This window comes from Methanoplanus limicola DSM 2279 (assembly GCF_000243255.1).
GTDB classification, from domain to species: domain Archaea; phylum Halobacteriota; class Methanomicrobia; order Methanomicrobiales; family Methanomicrobiaceae; genus Methanoplanus; species Methanoplanus limicola.
Window position 1 is genome coordinate 1,652,207 of record NZ_CM001436.1, and the last position, 17,197, is coordinate 1,669,403.

Consider the following 17,197-nt stretch of genomic DNA (forward strand, 5'->3'; position numbering starts at 1 on the left):
ATAAAATTTATCTTTAACATTTCGGTTTTTTATCCCCTGTTCTGTGCAATATAGTTATTGAATTATATGAATCTTTCCTGCTGTAAATATTGCCCGAATTGTCCCTGGCACAATTCGGCGGAATAAATAATATATAGAGTTTTAATTCCGGACAAATATTTCTGCATCTCTGTCAAAAGGATTTGTCCTTATAGCAAGTGAGAAAAGATACGGGAAATTGTCTTTCAGATGTTTTAGGTATGACAGCCATTCTGTAACAAGCAGAGGATATACCCGGTTTATGTCCCCTTCAAGATGTCTAATGTCAGTTTCCGGACAGAGGGAGATATCTGTCCTTTTATGAAGTTCTTCTGCCAGGTGAAATGTGGCCTGCAGGAGATCAGTAAATGACTCATGTTCAAGGAGAACCGGGTTTTCAAGCATTTTTATCAGAAAATCTTCTTTTTCTTTCATGAAATTTTTAAGATAACAGATGTCAACTCCTGATTCACTTATTTTAAATGAATATCTCTTTATCCTCTCTGTTACCTCTCTGAATTTACTGTCTGTCCATTCTCCTGATATTTTAAGTTCTTTCCCGGCATCTTCGATATTAGGGTTATCCTTTGAGAAAATCTCAAGCAGTTCAGTCCCAATGACGCTGAAGAATGTTCCAATGACCATATTCATCTTATCGAGTCTCTTTTTTTTCTCACGGCTCTCAAGCATCCTGTGAATTACAAGTGTAACTATTAATACTTCTATTGGCAGGAATGCAAGTTCATGCAGTGCAAAAATTTCAATATGGTGAAGATCATGAAATATCAGGAAATGCAGGAAGTAAAGAAGGAAAGAGACAAATATCAGCATACCTGCAAGCGATATGAACCATTTTTTGTCTTCCATTTATTATACACCCAAAATATATTGAATTATCATCTCTGAATTATTCATCTACAAAATATTTATCTGCGATATCTTTTGTCCATATTATGACAGATACAGTATCTGTGAAATCTCCTTCGCCAACTCCTGCAAGGCGGACAATCTGGCTGTCAGATTCATTTAGATCTGAAACTGTCAGTTTTCCGGGGAAAAATCCCTTTTCATCTATCTTTATGTATTCTGAGAATTCATATATTGCAAATTCAGCTTTTTTCAGAATATGCTCTGTCTTATCTTTGATTGTAATTCCGCATGTAAAAATAAAAACCGGTTTTTTATTCAGGATGTCTCTTCGGAACTGCATGAATTCCTTTGCTTCCGGAAGCCATTTTCCAAGGTGAAGCGGACTTCCGACAAAAAAGGCATCATAATCAGAGAGGTTTTCAGGGTTGATTGAATTGATATCCATACAGTCCGTTTCAATGCCCATTTCTCTGATTGTTTTTGAGACTGCTTCGGCTATATCTTTGGTTGAACCGTATCGTGTAGCATATGCCACGAGCACTTTTCCGGGTATCATATATCCCGGTATTTATGCAGTTTAAACTGTTTATAGTCTGCTATCGTCAGATTGATCTCTTCATGAAATGTCTGTATCGATTATCATAATGTTTCATCTTTTATCTTTGTACAGGCTGAATTACCAGTACAGGGATGACTATTATAAACTAAGGTTGTTCCCGCAGATTTGTAAAGGGATTCGCCTGCTTATTGTTCCTGAATTATTTCAGGCGAAGGTTATTTGGTATTTAAGATCCAATTCAGAATTACATGAATTATTCCGGTTTGAATAAAAATTCTGTTTTTAGAGTTGCCTCTGTCATATTTATTATTATATGTCTGATATTTATTTCTCCTTCGTCAGCAGAAGATTTCTATGCCGGAGATGTCATCAGTCTTGGGGGCAGTTCACCTTCAGATTATGTATATCTCTTTGTTGCAGGGCCAAATCTTCCATCCGGCGGTGCAAACCCTGAAGACATTCAGTCTGCGGTTGTTACTGATGATCCCGGCAGTTTTGTAAGGGTTACAGTAAACAGTGGCAGGTGGAATTATAAATGGGATACTTCCACGGCTTCAGGCACGCCTGATCCGGGATTATACAGGGTTTATGCTGCAAGCAGACCTGTAGGTCTGAATGATATTTCATCCGCCGACTATTCCATGACGGTTGTAAAGATTGTACGGCCATATGTGACTGCCGGAGCAGAAGGCGGAATGATTACGGCTAAAACGGGGGTGGTTGCAGGAACCGGGGGTGAAAAAACTGAAGATGCTATCTCTGTGATGAAAACTGAATCTGAATCTGAATCCGGTGCCGTTTCTGTCAGCAGTATGGAAAATATCAGTGATGCGGATGCAGTGGTTACTGGAACCGAAGAAAGCGCCGGAGATGTACAGCCTTCATCTTCTGAAAAATCTGCTCTTCCGGCAGGTGTTCCTGTACTTGCAATTGGAATTTTATTTCTGGTATTTTTTGTCCTGCGCAAAAAGGACTGACTTTACTACATTTTATGGATTATCCAACTATCTGCCACAGTTATCCGAATGATTGCATTTTTGCTGATTCAAAATGAGAATTATTAATTAATTATTCTGACTATAGGGTACATTTAATAAAATATGTCTTACTACGTCTCCTTTTTTATTATTCTGGAATATTTAATCAAAGCTGTCGTTCTTATTAGTATTGGAATAATATTTGTGAATATACTGAATGAAACCGGTCTGATTAGGAAATTTGAGATAATAAGCAGACCTTTAAGCAGGATATCGGGTCTTTCATATGCATCTTCATTATCAATAGTGTCAATGGCCATTAATTCCACAGCCGGAAAATCAATTCTTGCCGAATATTATCGCGAAGGTAAAATCAGTCAGAAGGAGATTGTTCCGTCTTTGTTAATCGGAACATTTCCAACAGTGCTTGGTGAATCTCTTTTAAGGGTTCAGTTTCCAACCGCAATAGTTCTTCTTGGCCCTGTTACCGGAATAATATATACTTTGTTGAATCTGTTTTCATCCTTTATTCAGGCTGCCGGGGCAGTGATATACAGCCATATGTTTGTTGAAAAAAATACTGAGCCTGTAGGTTCAAAATCCATCGTTCGTGATGCAGATTCCGGTTTGAAAAAAATAAACCGCGTGACTTTAAAAGCAGGGGTTCAGAAATCTCTACCGAGGCTTAAAAAGATAATTCCTATAACTGCGGGTGCAATAATGATATTTTATCTTTTATCCCTTGCCGGATTTATGGATATGATAGCTTCCATCTTTGGTCCTGTATTAAATCTTATCGGACTTCCCGGTGAGAGTACAGCGGCTCTTGTTGCTCAGTTTATGCATTTTTCTGCCGGATATGCAATTGTTGGTACCCTGATGGAAACCGGGGTTCTGAATATGGAACAGGCATTGGTTACTCTCGTTATGGGTAGTATGGTGGTAATTACAATAATATATCTTAAATATTCTTTCCCACTGTACCTTTCACTTTTTGGCAAAGATGGATTTATTATTACATGTAAGACATATGCTGTAAGCATGTTGGCAAAAATAATAACTATTGTTCTGGTTTTTGTCCTCTTTTAAGATCAGTTTATGTACGATTATTTATATTTGTATATCTATGGGCGGATATGATTTACTCCTATGAAACAGTTCACTGTTTCATGAATGACTTTTTTGAGATTATTTAAAAAATTATATTTGGTATTAATAACTACATGATTGTATTCATGATGTGTTAAAATGATTGAAAAAAATATTACTTTGTGTGGGTTAAAAAAAATATCTGTTGATCCCGATATCTCCGGGAACTCATTATTTTTAAGTAAATTGTTGATATTTCTTATTATTATTGGATTTATCTCAATTTGTGGGGTGGTTTCGGCAGACAGTTATGTCGGAGGAATTGAGCTTTCAGATGTTAAAACAGGAACTGTTTCCGGCGGAATCTGGTTTGATTCTTACCACGCGATGGAAACTTCAGCAGAGAAGGAATTTACACTCCCGGAAACCACGGATATAAAATGGGCAAGACTCTATGCCGTTGTTTACTGTGGAAATATGGAAGATAACAGAAGAGGCAATCTTACGGTTGAATTCGACGGTGACGGAGATGACAGCTATGATCTGCTGGGCATACAGGAGTTTAATGTACCATATTCTTTCCCTGGTGAAGGTGGCACAGGGCCGGTTGAAGTAAATGACCACTGTAACCGTGTTACAAGTGATTATCTTGTCTGGTATGATGTAAAAGATCAGATCTCTTCTGAAAATGTTGGAGTTAAGGCATGGACATCCAAGGTTGACAGCACTTTTGACGGAAGAATAAAAGCAGTTGTTCTTTTGATTGCCTATGATGACGGAGACGGGGAAGAAGTCATGTACTGGATTAAGCAGGGCCACGATGTTGTTTCACATTATGATGAATCATACACAGGTTCAGTAACATATGATTTATCATCTGCTGACGATGGTTTTGCAGGCGCAAATCTTTCGTCAATTTATCTGGTAAGTGAAGACGGGACATATTCATTTAACAGTGATGTTCTCACTTCCGGAACGCCTGTAGGTGCTTTTTTTGGTAATAATACCTGGGATATTGGTGGAGTAATTAGCGCAGGTGAATCCAATGCCTTTGAGTATGACAGGACAGGCTCGTATTATAAAATTATTATTTCCGCAATGTGTGTAAGCTATCCGGAATCTGATGTAAATCTTGAAGTATTGAGCCTTAAGAGCAATGCAAATGAGGTTTTCGCAAGTGAACCGAATACAATTATAGCTGAGATTAAAAACAATGGCACAGATGCTTCAGGGCCATTTGAAGTTTCCTTTAATATTGCTGGAAGTGTCACAAAAATTGAAGCAGAAAGCCTTGGCGCCGGAAATTCAACAACAGTGGAAATTCTTGATGAGTCAATATTTTCAGACGGGCAGAGTGTCAATATCTCAGTTTTTGCTGATTCCGGTGAAGCAATCTTGGAAACTGATGAATCAGACAATTATCTTGAAATAACTGAAACTGCGGTTTACAACGGTTATAAGGGCAAGAGATACACCGGAGGCGGCGATCTGAATACCACAGCATATTTTGAAGGATATGTTGATGTTTTGTACTCATCCGGAAATACTGCCTACAATGGCGCTTACTGGACTGAAAAGACCTATTCCTGGAGTAATGAAGATCTTATGGTTCCGGATAATGCTGAAATTGCTGGTGCTTACCTTTATCAGGGATATTCCTGGAACAGCATGGAAAGTGATCCTTCCTTTACACTTGAATTTAACAGTGTGAAATATGATCCTGAATCAGAGTATATGGACAGGAAATATTTTGGCTATTATGATGTTCCTTCCGGTATGTATGTATATAATGTGACAGATTCTTTTGTTAAATCCGGGAACTGTGTCACACTGACTCCTGAAGCGGAGAATAATTATGCAATCTGGGGCAGTTTCCTTGTTGTGGTCTATCAGCAGGATAATTCCGGACCTTACCAGAAGATCTGGATAAATGAGGAATTTGACAATCTTTATTCGTATGCAAAATATGCTGCATCAAGTGAGGAAGCAACCGCTTATTCTAATTTTGAAGATGTTGACTCAGAAAATGTTGATGGAGCAACTACTATAGCAGTACTTGCAAATGCCGATGAAACCGGTAAAAGTAAATTTTTCTTCAATGGGGATGAATATGCCGGATTCTGGAGTGATTACGACAGTACTTCACAGATTGGTTTTTCAGTATATGATGTAAAGGATGCTCTTAAGGACGGTGCAAACACCGTAGCAATGCAGAGCTATGACCTGGTAAAGGGTGATAACATGTATGCAATGGCATCAATCCTGAAGATTGAGTATTCATCTGCACCATCTGTTGACCTTGAAATTGTGAGCTTATCTTCAAATGCAAATGAGGTTTTTGCAAATGAACCAAATACAGTTACTGCCGTAGTTAGGAACAATGGTACAACTGCATCAGACTCCTTTAGTGTCTTATTTACAGTAAACGGAAATATGACTACAGTCCCTGTTTCAGGACTTGGTGCCGGCAACAGCACAACTATCAGTATAATCGATCCTGAGATCCGTTCCTTTGGAGAGTCTGTAAATATCACTGCACTTGCTGACTCGGGTTCATCAGTCACAGAAACAGATGAGACCAACAACCGGATGACTATTTCAGAGACTGTTGTTTACAACGGATATAAAGGCAAGAGCTATACTGGCGGAAGTGACCTTGAGACGGTATCTTCATTTGAAGGACATTATGATCTTCTGTATTCTACGGGAGATACTGCCTACAGCGGTTCTTTCTGGTCCGAGATGCAGTTCAACTGGACTTACGACGATCTTCCTGTTCCGGAAGGTGCAACTGTAACTGAAGCACGCCTTTATCAGCCGTACACCTACAACAAGAAAGGCAGTGACCCGGCTTACACCCTGGCGTTTAATGGCGAGACTGTCTCTCCGGTTGCGAAATATTCTGACCAGAAGAGCTTTGGAAGTTATGACTATCCGTACGGCCTGTATGTCTTTGACGTGACAGATGAATTTGACACAACCGGCAACAGTATGGTCATAACCAATGATACGGACAACAACTACGGCATCTACGGAGCCAGTCTTGTTTTAGTCTATGAATCTGCCTCAGAACCGGTGAGAAGCATTATCATAAACGAAGAATTTGACATGATCTATGCCTATTCAAATTATGCTGTTACAAGTGAGGAGGCTACAGCCTTTGCTGAATATACCCATGTTGAGTCATCCGGTGTTTCTTCAGCTATATCTGTTGCACTCCTCGCAAGTGCCGGCGATGTGAATAAGAGCAGATTCTTCTTCAATGATATGGAATATGAAGGCTTCTGGCCCGAATATGAGAGTAAACCTCAGGTTGGATTTTCAGCATATGATGTAAAGGATGCTCTTAAGGACGGTGCAAACACCGCAGCAATGCAGAGCTATGACCCTGTAAAGGGTGACAACATGTATGCAATGGCATCAATCCTGAAGATTGAGTATATTGACAGTTCAGAGCCGTCATTTGTAGTTCCGGATATGAGTATATATGATAATGGAAGTGTTACTATTCCGGTCTTTGTAAGAAATATTACAGATGCAGCAGGAGTTGCTGCAACAATAACCTGGGATACTTCAATTGCCAGTATAACTGATATAGTTGTAAATGAATCAGTGATTACAAATTCCTCATTGTATGCAAATCTCACTTCAGGTTATGCGGAATTTGCTGTTACAAACACAGCGGGAATTACAGCTGCCGGTGATGTACCTGTAATTGACCTTATAGTTAAAGCTGCGGCAGACAAAGCCGGTAAAACCTGTGTATTTGAAGGCAAAAATGCATCATGGAGTGACAAATCATTTATTTATCATAATATGGGCTTTAAGGATGGGACATTCACTGTAACGCAGAGAGGAGATTTCAATAAAAACGGATATGTTGATATTGGTGACGTTTCCAATGTTGCTTATATGGTAGCCGGGAAAACCACTGAGATACTGCCGGAAGCTGATTTCAATGACAACGGATATGTCGATACGGGAGATGCAGCAAAGATAGCCTGGTACTTCATTGGCAGGATAAACCAGCTATAATCAATATTTTTTAAAAATAAATTTATTGCCTTCATTTTAGTGCCTTTACTATCAGGAATATTGCTTATGTTGTTATGTCCGTAAGATTCTGATTCATACGTATTTGATTTTCTCGGTTCTTCCGGCAGTATATTGTGCGTGATTTAATCCTGAGAGGTTTTCTGAGAACAAAATATGATCTAATAATTGGCTATTGTCTAATTTAAGCTCAAATTATGCTTTATTTTCATCTTATTTGATGAACTGCATTGACGATTCCCCCTGGTCAAATAGTCTCTCCTTTCTATATTTAAGCCACGTAGCTGCATAAAAACTAATATATTTATATGCTGCTGATATGCAGGAATTTCTTTTGAAATGCTGTTAATTTTGATCTTTGCTCCTATAAACCAGTGTACTTTTTCATTCATTATCTGTGAACCAGCTGGTAATTAATGACTTTTTATGAGATACAATTTCACCCTGAAAGGGTGACATTACATCTTGTAAGAGAATAAGGTTCAATAATAACATCCTCTCTAAGAACTGCATTATTGTCTCCGACAATCCGGATGTCAATCGCACCAAGATCCATATATCTGAATATCTGCGGAGTTACCTCACCTGTATTTTTACCATAAAGATAAATTTTAGCGCCGGGAGGTGTGCTTGTCACTTCAAGTGAACCGTACAGATATGGCTTAAGGATAAATTTAACTGATTTATCAATATCTGAAATATCCGGTGCGAAGAGAATCTCCTTCTCTTCATCAATGTAGCCCGGTCTGGATACAGAAATAATATGCCTGCCGTCAGAGATGTTATCTATTGAATAGGGCGTACTGTATCCGGTGGCGAATCCGTCAACATAGATTTCAGCACCTGCTGGTACTGAATCGACAAAAACTTTTCCAAACCTGTAATCCCTTGGATTTATCTTTTCGGTTTCATCATCGCTGAATACATTAATGCTGTGTGAGAGATATGTTCCGTTATTCAGAATTGTAATGAATGAGTATCCAAGGTTTACTTCGGCCGTCTTTGGAATTTCATATTCAGGAGGCCTACCGTTTACTGTAAATGGCAGGTCTTCATAACTATCTGAGACAACCTCTGCATTTAGATAGTAATGGTTTGCATTGTCAAACTGAACTCTTGTAATTCGGTTCTTCACAACCTGAATTTTGATTTTGTCATTATTGAACTCAATCTTTCCTTTTTTGATTTTAACTGTATGTTTTCCAGAACCAAGCCCATTGAAAACCGCAGGTGTAGTCATGCCGGTATTATAGCCGTCAATATAAACATCAGCACCTTCTATGGATGATGTCACATATATTCCGCCAACATCAGGAAGGTCATTATATGTTGCAATGGATTCATCTTTTTTTTCTTCAAGAAGGTGATTGTTTCCGGAATCAAGGTCAAAAGTCAGTTCAGAATCTCCGGTCAGGAAAATCTTCTCTACAAGTGTTTTATATCCTGATGATATAAGGGATATACTGTGCTTTCCCCCGGCAAGGTCATTGATAACTACAGGAGTTGTCTTTCCGGTATAGTCACCATCAACATAGATCCCGGCACCTGAAGGATTGGAATAAACCGAGAGATTAAAGAGCTGTGCAGAGAGATCCAGTCTTTCTCTGACAACAGCTTTTTCATATAAGCAGGATATATTTTCCCGCGTCTGTATGAGAGCTTTATTTCCCTTCTCTTTTGATTTGTTATATAATATTTCAGTTGCTGAATGATTGCCAATAACATCTTTATTAAACAGATAATTAATTCCATTAAGGAATAAATTTTTGTAAAACTGACTGCTTTCAGGCGTAGCGTCCTCTTTTTCATCACTTTGATTTATCAGGCTTTTGCTCCGGATCAGTTCATAAGTGCCGAAATTATTAATTAAAGCTGAAAAACTTCCGTCTATAAATGTGGCACTTATCTCCTCTGTTTCTTCTTCTGAGGAATGCCTCAGAAGAGAATATTTATACTCATATTCTCCTGAATCTGATTCATAATCTGTTCCGGAATTGCTGGCTCTGAAAGCTCCATTCAGCCTTATAGGAATGTCAGAACCGGATCCTATAGGTCCGATTGTGTATTTCCATAGGGTTTCGTTTTTGATTGTTTCCTCTCTTATCAGAACCTGATTTACAGTATACCCAAAACTGTCTTCTATCCTGCTTCCCTGACTTATAATCAGAGTCAGGGTGCCATTGTCGTGAGTTATCTGCACAGGTTCTGAATAACCGTTTTTAGTCGTGATTAGATATTTTGCGGGGTAACTTCCTGGAGATGAAGAGGGTGAAAATTCTGTGGATTCGTAATTATACAGATCTTCATATTCATTTTTTATTTCTTCTTCAATACTCTCTGCCGTTTTTGAGTTATCATATTCAACAACTAAAAATGCATTCCTGTTTTCAAGGTAATCCCCATTTTCTGTTGCTATGTAGCTCTGAATTTCAGCCAGGTTTTCGGTATTTTTAATAAGTGCTTTTGCGTCAAGGGTGGCCTGTGATATCGAGGAGGCCCCACCTTTAAGATAATTCTGCCATTCCCAGCCATTGAATATAATTTTATTGTCTTCATCATTTTCCCCTGTTGCAGCAGTGCTTATTATAATCAGGCTTGACTGATTTATGGAATTCTGTATTATATTGCCACTGAATTTTGCAGTGGTTGTGCATTGCTCGCTTGTTGTTTCAAATTGATCTGATGCTAAAACTGCATCACACCCCTCATCAATCCAGTACGTAATAAGCGGAGCATCAGGATCTTCATATACTACTGCCAGAAGTGCCCCGTACACAGCAAAGGCTGTATCCTCTCCTCCCTGATTTTTAACCGAAATCAGGTTTCCGTTTTCGGGGTCAAATTTTTCAGTAACGTCAAAACACTCAGTCTGAACCAGATAATCATATACTCCTTCCCCTTTTCTGTCAGAATATGAAGCATCTTTCAGCAGCAGTGAACCATCAAAGAGAACTTCAGCAGAAGGTTTAAGGCCGGTTCTCTTATCCGTATCATGTGACCAGGTATAATAGATGTAAAGCCTTGCTTCCTTTAATGAAGCATTTTCTGGAATACTGGCTTTAATTTGATAATCTTTTGAATCACCATTATCCAGAAGTCCACTGTAGCTGCCTGAATCTGCTATAATCAGTCCGCCGTTAAGAGTCTCTGTCTTCCATTCATTCAGTTTTTTTCCGGAATATCCGTATGTACCATCTTCGTTTCCGTTTGTTATTGGCGTGAGAGTAAAGGAAACATCTGTGGTTTCATCTTCATCAACTGTAATCTCTTTTGATGAAGGTTCATACCCTCCAAGACTTACTGAGACAGTATGCTCACCAACTAATATCTCTTCTAATTCCGAATCTGTTATTTTTCCGGTGTCAGTACCGTCAAGATATATTTTTGCTCCGGAAGGTTCTGAAGAGACGCTGACTGAACCGGTCAGGGGCACCAGTTTAAATACGGATACGCTCTCTTCTCCTCTCTGAACGTTAACTGTTCTCTCATCTGGTTCTTTATAACCTTCAAGACTTACCGACACTTTGTGTTCGCCGGTTTCAACTGATTTTATTGTGAAGTTTGTATTAAATCCGGTCTTATCTCCGTCAAGAATAATTTCAGCTCCGGAAGGAATAGACTGTACAGTTATATCCCCTGCATCTTCTCCGGGATAGCGTACAGAAAGCATTGCAAGAATTATCTTATAAAATGCCCCCTCGTCAACATCTCTTGAATAGGTCATTACGCTGTTTCTGAAATCAGTTACAGAATCCGTAACATCCCATGTCTGAGAACCGCTGTAACCTCCCTGTGATGGATTGGAATCAAGGTAACCGTTGTTGAATGTATATATCCCGTTTTCGCTTGCAAGATGGACTGCTGAAAGATATGCTGCCGGATCTTCACTGAATTCTTCAGGAAGATCTGTTGTATCAAAGGAGGTTTTGCCTTCGTATGTCTTTCCATCATCTTCAACATAATAGGAATGAACATCATGTCCCTGATTAACCCAGTAATACACCTCGTCATTATCTCCGTCATTGTATGCCACAACAAGCGTCAGGATTTTAATTCTCCCGTCAAATGTACCAGTATATCCCGGAGCCTTATCAGTGCTTACGTATGCTGTTACATCTCCTGATTTAATTGCATCTGCAACATCATACCACATCAGATAGTCACTTGAAACGCGGTTACAGTGTCCGTTTACTTCTACAGGGGTTGTTCCGCCATCCATCTCAAATACATATTCCCTGTCCAGTATTTCAGTACCCAGGATTCTGGTCCCTTCTCCGCCGTTGAAGCTGACCTCGGCAATACCCTCATAATTCTTCTGCATATTGCCGCAGTAAACTACAACATAGAGGCGGGCCCATTCAATGTTATCAAATTCCGGAATGCTGAACTCTTTTTCTATGCTGTTTGGCTGCCCGGATGAGCCTGCGGGACCATGCAGGGAATCAAACCATAGTCCGCCGGAAACAACACCGTCATGTATTGTTTCAGGAGGTTTACCGCCCACATAACTGTCAGCAGAGACTGCCTGAGGGAATAAGAGAAGTGTGGCAAAAAAAACAGAAAATAATAAAATTATTTTTGAATTCTGTATCTCACGTGAATTTCCGAATTTGTGGGAATGACTTGTTTTTTCACTTTCTGCTTTGATATCCCGGGTCATATTACACACATCACCTTACAGAGCGGATTGCTTCAACGGGGTTTAGCCTTGATGCCTTTATTGCAGGATAAATGCCTGAGGCAATTGCAAGGAAGACGGCTATTATTATTCCGGCAGCGAGCAGCTCAGGAGTTATCAGGGTGATGTCAGTTTCTGCAAACCCTGAAAAACCCTCACCCATCTGTGAGATGACAAATGGTTTTCCAATTGTGTTAATTCCGGCAGATAGAATAATTCCGGCAACATCTCCGAGAATTCCGCCTATTATTCCGATGTACAGGCACTCAAGGAGAATGAGTAATATGACATCCCTGTGCGAAGCTCCGACTGCCATAGTTATCCCAATCTCCCGTGTTCTCTCAAATACTGATATAACCATTGTGTTGATGATCATAAGGGCACCAATAATCAGTGAAATTCCTGTAAAAAACGAGAGGACAAGAATAACCGTATCCATCAGCCTGTTTACCGATTCAATCTCTTCAAATGAACCTGTGACTCCAAGGCCCATCTCTTTTATACTGTCTGCAACAGGGAATACATCTTCAGGTGAAACGGCTCTTGCATAGACAGAATCATAATAATCACCGGACTCTATAATCTCATGGAGAGTATTCCTGTCCATAATAACCAGATTGTCAGTATCATCACCTCTCTCCCGAAGTATTCCTGCAACAGTCAGCTCTTCTTTTAGATCTTCAGGCATTCCTGATTCATCATATCCTCTTATAAGAACAGTGAAAGTATCCCCATATCTTATTCCTTCGTACCGCCTTAACTTTTCAGCAATATCACTTCCAAGAATAACTTCATAACTATTCTCTTTATAAATCTCCCCACTCTGGAATTCCGGTGAAAAAAGTTCTTTAAAGCCTCCCGGATCTATGCCGGTCACACTCAGATATGTCTGCCTTTCAGATGCAAAGGACCCTTTCAGAACCGGTTCTGAATATGAAATTCCCGGAACTGATGATATGGCACTTAGTTTTGAATCTGTAAGCGGTATTATAGTTCCTCCACGCATATCTCCGGTGATTTCAATGAATGTAAGATCTGACTGGTCCTTGATCATCTCGACAGACTGGTATCTTATTCCCTCTCCGAGTGACACAATACCGATTACAGCCGCAACTCCTATGGCAATACCCAGTGCGGTAAGGAAAAGCCTTGCCCGTTTTCTTAACACCTGCCTTGCAGATATTACTGCAAAGTCAGCAATTCGGGACATTAAGCACCTCCATCCGGTTCACGGCTGAAAGGATGTTCTTTATTGTCATTCTCTCTTTTTTCATCTGAGATCATTTTTCCGTCTGCAAGGGTGATCACCCGGTCAGTATAGGAAGCACAGTCTTTGTCATGTGTAACCAGAAGAAATGTAGTATTCTGCGTCCTGTTTATCTCACGCATCAGCCCGAGTATTTCCTGTCCGGTTCTAAGGTCCAGATTTCCGGTTGGCTCATCGGCAAGCACAATTAACGGGTTATTAATTAGTGCTCTTGCGATAGCGACCCTCTGCTGTTCTCCTCCGGAGAGTTCTGACGGATAATGCTTTGCCCTGTCTGAAAGTCCGACTCTTTCAAGAAGAACTGTTGACCTTTTAGATCTGCTCTTTTTGTCATGGTAGTTAAAGAGCAGCGGATATTCGATATTCTCTTTTGCAGTAAGATTTGGTATCAGGTTAAACTGCTGAAAAATAAATCCAAAAACTGTTCTTCTGAGATGTACAAGTTTTCCTGTATCTGAATAATTCACAGTTTCTGAATTAATATATATACTGCCGGATGTGGGCCTGTCAAGGCAGCCAAGAATATTCATTAATGTACTTTTCCCGCTTCCACTCCGTCCGGAAATTGCCGTAAATTCACCTTTTTCAAGTGTAAAACTAACTTCTGAGAGGGCATTCAGGGAATTGTTATAGGTTTTTGATATTTTTTCAGTTTTTAAGAGCTGCATCTCTTTATGTCTCCTCTTCAGTAAACAGTATCGCGTTTGTGAAAAGCATGTAATCTCCCTGATCACGGACTTTTACAAAATTCCCGCTCTCCTTTAACCACGGCGTCACATCACGGGTGTCAATGCCTATCTGCTGTATTTCATCTGAATCAAATGCATCAGTCCAGGTTTTTCCGTTGTATCCCGGAAAGAGCATGAGTAAAATTGATTCAAAGAAACCGGGCATCTTATTTTCATCTTTCCTGTTGAAATAAACAGCATTTTTTTCAGGAGTGTCAGTTCTGGTATATCCGCCGGAAGGTGCAATAAGATGCATCTTTGCAGAATTTACCCTGCTTTTCTCAATGTTTCCCTCAAAGAATGCAGTTCCGGTTGCCATCTCCGGAGTAATCCCATATGTTGCAGAGAGCATATCGCACCCTTCATTTATCCATATAGTCCCGGTTTTCCCGGAAGGATCTTCATATACAGCCAGGATGCCAATTCCCTGTATTACAAATGTACTCTCATTATCGCCGGTGTTTTCTGCTGTCAGGATAAATTTATTTATACCTGGAGTAATGTCTCCTGTTTCAAAGGCATAAACACCTGAGAAGAAATCATTTGAGCTGACAAATCCTTTGCTGTCTGTATATTCAGATACTTTGTTCAGTTCTGCTGCGATATCTCCGGAATTATCAGTGCTGATATCTCCCGTTATTTCATCTGTTCTTGATAGTGAGATGTCCGGATAAACTGCTGACTGTCCGTTTTTGCTCCATCCCCAGTACACATATGCCCTGCTGAATTTCACTTCGGAATTTTCCGGAAGTGCTGTATCAAATGATACAGAGTAACTGTCATCCGGGTTCAACTGTCCGCTGTAAGTGCTGTTTCCGGTTGAGAAGATATAACCTCCGTTGATCTTTTCATTATATACGGTAGTTATAGGATTGTCACCGGCATATGTTGCTGATGATGCAGCTGCAAAAGAGATTAGAATTAAAATTACTGCCTCATATTTAATCAAATTCAAAATATCCCTCAAAGATGTTATTTGAAGTGTCAGATTCTTTCATGGAACTGTCTTCATTAATTATTGCCTTAAGTTTATGATTTCCCGGAACAGTAAATACGAAGAGATCTACTTTCGTGCTCTCACCCGGCTGAATCGGTTCTGAAACTATCTTAAATGCAGCTTTTTCATCGTCCATATACAGGGTTATGGTATATTCATCAACACTGCTTCCTCCACTGTTGGTAATCTCTATAGGAAGTGTATATTCAGAATATGTCTGACTTTCAGCTGAAACAGGCAGTGCTATTGCAGCAAATGATATAACAACCAGTAATGCCATAATCAGTGCTGTTTTTTTCCGGCCATTATTCCGGAGCATAAAAAATCCAATAAGTCCGCCTATCAGAGGCAGAGGCGATAATGGAGTTTTCTCGGTTTCTTCATTATCTTCACCTTTTTTGTATGGCTTCTGTATTTTTACAGAAAGGTCCGGAAGTGTGCCAATGGTAATCTGTTTTTCAGAGATATGGTTTTTAGAATTATCTCCGGCTAATACATCAGTACCTCTAATCTCAGCCGTCAGTTTATGATCACCTTTTTTTGCATTCCATCCGGTTTGTGCATTAAATATGCCTGTCTTTTCAGGAGTTATGGTTTCACTGCCTATTTCAACTCCATTTATACTGAATATAACAGTGACAGGTTCTGCTGAATAAAATCCATAATTTCGTATTTCTGCTTTGATTACTGCATCTTCTCCATCGTAGGCATTCTCTGTAGTAACAGAATCTATTCTATAATCCGGAAATTTTGGTGATAAATCGTCTTTTGTTTTTATAGCCAGGATGGCGCTGCATGCATGGATATAGTCTTCTCCTTCAGGTATTGTACCTGATGTATCCATCTTACCATCACCATCTGAGTCTCTTCCCCTCTCAAAAATAACGGTATTATCTCCACTGATAAGTCCGGTTACATCGAATATTTCAGCATCGACATATCTGCTTTCAGTTCCGGTACCACCATTGGCATCCATTGATATTTCATTTCCTATGTCTCTAGCACCTGCCGGATAAGCATCTGCATTATTTGGTTCAATGCCAAGATCCTGCCCGTTAAAAATTATATAATCCGGTTGCCCTTTATTTGTTGCAAGCATAACCGCAGTAAGTTCTGCCGATTCAAGACCATTCAGATTTGCTCCATCAAATACATATTCTGTGAAATCATGTCTTGTGGGATTAGTTCCGGACCATCCTTCTCCATGAAGGTTTTCATTCCCTTCGGCAATCCAGTACTGGGTGATATAACCGCTGTTATCCTCAACTGCCGCAACCACAAATACACAGTACAGTCTGCCATCAAGTTTATTTCCCTCTTCACCACGGCTTGTATTAATATATATGTGATTTTCTCCGGGATGGAGCGATTCTGAAATGTCATCTGCAATCCAGTAAACTCCATGGCCGGAAACATAGATATTTCCGGTTTTATCGCGTTCACCAAAGAGTCTGTATGTTATCTTTTCGAGATTATTGACATTAATCTCTGCGCTGCCGGTATATTTTTCAGTCCCACCCCATACTCCTACATAAATTCTGGCCATTTCCGGATTGGACGGGAGGTTAAAAGACAATTCTGCCGGAGGTTCTCTCACTCCATAATCTCCGAACGTAAGAATTTCACCGCTGACTTTGCCCTGAGCTGATATCTCCAGCGGTATGCCTTCAAATTCAAATACCGCAGCCACAGGGACAGTAAATAATAACAGGCACAAACATAATAATATTGTTGTTGTTATGGCAAAGTTAGCAACTATCTTTTTTTCCCTCATATTAAGTATCATTATTGTAAGTTTTATGGTATTAATTTATACGGTTTAAGCTACATTTATCAGTTATAATCTAATCAGATGATACAATCTGAAATTTACATTCTTCTGTTTAAATCATGTTATTCATATACGAAGAGATTTCCAGAAAATATAAATATTCTATGGTTTTTTGTTTTTTGCAATATGA

Annotated in this window: 10 protein-coding genes; 3 read left to right on the forward strand and 7 right to left on the reverse strand. The window is 39.5% G+C overall.

The features are described from left to right. Positions 1–141 precede the first annotated feature (141 nt). Positions 142–885: a hypothetical protein gene (locus METLIM_RS07985; protein ID WP_004077449.1), complete on the reverse strand. Its 744-nt coding sequence runs from the start codon at positions 883–885 to the stop codon at positions 142–144. Between the two features lie 40 nt (positions 886–925). After that, complete coding sequence (locus METLIM_RS07990) at positions 926–1,444, reverse strand: flavodoxin domain-containing protein (protein ID WP_004077450.1); 519 nt, start codon at positions 1,442–1,444, stop codon at positions 926–928. A 266-nt stretch (positions 1,445–1,710) separates the two neighbouring features. On the opposite strand from METLIM_RS07990, the gene METLIM_RS15580 reads away from it, so the two are divergent. The 3 genes from METLIM_RS15580 to METLIM_RS08005 all read left to right on the forward strand — a co-directional run bounded on the left by METLIM_RS15580 (position 1,711) and on the right by METLIM_RS08005 (position 7,548). After that, on the forward strand, positions 1,711–2,424 hold the full coding sequence (locus tag METLIM_RS15580; RefSeq protein ID WP_157202263.1) for a hypothetical protein: 714 nt from the start codon (positions 1,711–1,713) through the stop codon (positions 2,422–2,424). Positions 2,425–2,628: 204 nt separating this feature from the next. After that, complete coding sequence (locus tag METLIM_RS08000; RefSeq protein WP_245543512.1) at positions 2,629–3,513, forward strand: nucleoside recognition domain-containing protein; 885 nt, start codon at positions 2,629–2,631, stop codon at positions 3,511–3,513. 159 nt (positions 3,514–3,672) lie between these two features. Beyond that, positions 3,673–7,548, forward strand: coding sequence for a DUF3344 domain-containing protein (locus METLIM_RS08005; RefSeq protein WP_004077453.1), 3,876 nt, complete (start codon positions 3,673–3,675; stop codon positions 7,546–7,548). A gap of 457 nt (positions 7,549–8,005) precedes the next feature. On the opposite strand, the gene METLIM_RS08015 is transcribed toward METLIM_RS08005, so the two are convergent. From METLIM_RS08015 to METLIM_RS08035, 5 genes are read right to left on the reverse strand one after another with little or no spacing between them, the layout of a single operon-like run. Then, positions 8,006–12,226 carry a DUF3344 domain-containing protein gene (locus METLIM_RS08015; protein ID WP_004077454.1) on the reverse strand — a complete coding sequence of 1,407 codons (4,221 nt, stop codon included), beginning with the start codon at positions 12,224–12,226 and terminating at the stop codon, positions 8,006–8,008. Between the two features lie 10 nt (positions 12,227–12,236). After that, complete coding sequence (locus METLIM_RS08020) at positions 12,237–13,454, reverse strand: ABC transporter permease (RefSeq protein ID WP_004077455.1); 1,218 nt, start codon at positions 13,452–13,454, stop codon at positions 12,237–12,239. Then, on the reverse strand, positions 13,454–14,179 hold the full coding sequence (locus METLIM_RS08025; RefSeq protein WP_004077456.1) for an ABC transporter ATP-binding protein: 726 nt from the start codon (positions 14,177–14,179) through the stop codon (positions 13,454–13,456). Before METLIM_RS08025 ends, METLIM_RS08020 begins: the two co-directional genes overlap by 1 nt. A gap of 4 nt (positions 14,180–14,183) precedes the next feature. Continuing rightward, the gene (locus tag METLIM_RS08030; protein WP_245543513.1) at positions 14,184–15,188 is read right to left on the reverse strand and encodes a DUF3344 domain-containing protein; all 1,005 of its coding nucleotides are present in this window, start codon (positions 15,186–15,188) and stop codon (positions 14,184–14,186) included. Continuing rightward, on the reverse strand, positions 15,181–17,010 hold the full coding sequence (locus METLIM_RS08035; protein WP_169312374.1) for a DUF3344 domain-containing protein: 1,830 nt from the start codon (positions 17,008–17,010) through the stop codon (positions 15,181–15,183). Before METLIM_RS08035 ends, METLIM_RS08030 begins: the two co-directional genes overlap by 8 nt. Positions 17,011–17,197: the final 187 nt, after the last annotated feature.

Bases quoted from the DNA above. Each gene is read 5' to 3' on its own strand.
- METLIM_RS08035 (WP_169312374.1), bottom strand. From the start codon at position 17,010: ATGAGGGAAAAAAAGATAGTTGCTAACTTTGCCATAACAACAACAATA.
- METLIM_RS08025 (WP_004077456.1), bottom strand. From the start codon at position 14,179: ATGCAGCTCTTAAAAACTGAAAAAATATCAAAAACCTATAACAATTCC.
- METLIM_RS07985 (WP_004077449.1), bottom strand. From the start codon at position 885: ATGGAAGACAAAAAATGGTTCATATCGCTTGCAGGTATGCTGATATTT.
- METLIM_RS07990 (WP_004077450.1), bottom strand. From the start codon at position 1,444: ATGATACCCGGAAAAGTGCTCGTGGCATATGCTACACGATACGGTTCA.
- METLIM_RS08020 (WP_004077455.1), bottom strand. From the start codon at position 13,454: ATGTCCCGAATTGCTGACTTTGCAGTAATATCTGCAAGGCAGGTGTTA.
- METLIM_RS08005 (WP_004077453.1), top strand. From the start codon at position 3,673: ATGATTGAAAAAAATATTACTTTGTGTGGGTTAAAAAAAATATCTGTT.
- METLIM_RS08015 (WP_004077454.1), bottom strand. From the start codon at position 12,226: ATGACCCGGGATATCAAAGCAGAAAGTGAAAAAACAAGTCATTCCCAC.